This is a genomic window from Nocardia sp. NPDC004573, assembly GCF_053602135.1.
In genome coordinates, this window is record NZ_JBSGDA010000065.1 from 1 (window position 1) to 1,971 (window position 1,971).

Genomic DNA, 1,971 nt, shown 5'->3' on the forward strand with positions numbered 1-1,971 from the left:
GACGTCCGGGTCGCCGGACAGCCGCGCCAGCAGCACCGCCAAGGCGGCGTGCACGACCATGAACAACGTGCAATTGTGCTCGCGCGCCAGCGCGATGAGGGTCTGATGGAGTTCGGGAGACAAGGCGAAGCCGGTGTGGGCGCCACGCATCGAGGCCACCGCCGGGCGGGGCCGGTCCAGCGGCAGGTCGGATTCACCGGTCAGTCCGTCGAGTTGGCGGCGCCAGTAGGCCAGTTGGTGGGCGGCAACGGACGCGGGGTCGTCGTCGGTGCCGATGACGCGGCGCTGCCAGATGGCGTAGTCGGCGTACTGAACCTCCAGCGGGGGCCAGCGGGGGGAGTCGCCGCTGGTACGGGCGAGGTAGGCGGTAACCAGATCACGCGCCAGCGGTGCCATGGACGCGCCGTCGGCGGCGATGTGGTGGGCGACCACCGCGAGCAGATGCTCATCGGCGCCGGACCGGACCAGCAGCGCCCGCACCGGCACCTGCTCGGTGACATCGAACCCGGTCAGCATCAACTCCGTCACCTCGGTGAGCGGGTCATCGGTGGCAGTGACCTCCAGGCCGCCGGGCAGGGCTTGCTCGACGGTGAGGATCTGCTGGAACGGCAACCCGCCCGGCCCGGACGGATACCGGGTGCGCAGCGATTCGTGGCGTTCGAGCACGTCCGCCAAGGCGGACCGCAATGCGGGGATATCCAATTCCCCGGTCAACCGGATCGCCATCGGAATGTTGTAGGCAGGGGAGGCGGGGTCGAACTGGTTGAGCACCCACATCCGCTGCTGCGCCAGCGACAACGGGACCGGTTCCACCCGCTCGGCTCGCGACAGGCGGGGACGGGTGCCGCCCCCGGCGCCGGGCACCACCCGCGCGGCCAGCGCGGCCACCGTAGGCGCTTCGAACAGCTCGCGCACAACGACGTTCGCGTCGAGCGCCTCGTTGATCCGCGCCACCGCCCGGGTGGCCAGCAGCGAGTTACCGCCGAGGGCGAAGAAGTCGTCGTCCAGGCCGACTTCGGCGGCGGCCAGCAACGCGGCGAACACTTCGGCCACCGCCTGCTCCACCGGCGAACTCGGCGCGCGGTAGGCGACCGCGCTGGTGATCTCCGGTGCCGGTAGCGCACGGCGGTCGAGTTTGCCGTTGGGGGTCAGCGGCAGCGTTTCCAGTGTGACGACCGCGTCGGGGACCATGTAGCCGGTGAGGAACTGCGCGAGTTGCGCGCGGATCTCGCCGGGGTCGACGGTGGCGCCGGTGTCGGCCACCACATAGCCGATGAGGCGCTGACCGGTGTGCTCGTCGTCGCGGACCAGCGCGACCGCCTGGCTCACTCCCGGACAGCGCAGCAGCGCCGCTTCGATCTCGCCGAGTTCGATACGGAATCCCCGCAATTGGACCTGCTGGTCGCCACGCCCGGCGTACTCGAGGACGGCGTCGTCGCCGTGGGTACGCCAGCGGCCGACATCACCGGATCGATACATCCGCGACCCCGGCGCACCGAACGGATCGGCCACGAACCGGGTCGCGGTCAACCCCGGACGACCCAGATACCCGCGCGAGAGCTGCGCACCGACGACATGGATCTCACCGGCCACCGACACGGGCGCGGGATGCAACCGGTCGTCGAGCACGTACGCCGCCAAACCGGGCAGGGCGCGGCCGATCACGCTGGCGGAATTGTCCGCATCCTGCGCGGCCAAGGGCAGGAACGACACGTGCACCGTGGTCTCGGTGATGCCGTACATGTTCACCAACCGGGTGCGCTCGCCATGGCGGCCATACCAGCGGGCCAGCTTCCGAAGGTCCAGTGCCTCACCACCGAAGATGACATATCGCAACGCCGGCTCATCCGCGTCCGCCGCCCGATCGGCCTCCACCAGCTGGTAGAACGCCGATGGGGTTTGGTTGAGCACGGTGACTTGTTCGCGGATCAGCAGTTCGCGGAACTGCTCCGGGGACCGGGAAGTGAGGTA

General features: G+C 69.8%; 1 protein-coding gene. It reads right to left on the bottom strand.

The window, feature by feature from the left end:
• On the bottom strand, nt 1–1,971 hold a 1,971-nt coding region (locus ACWEKR_RS35515), incomplete at both ends, for a condensation domain-containing protein (RefSeq protein WP_452358234.1).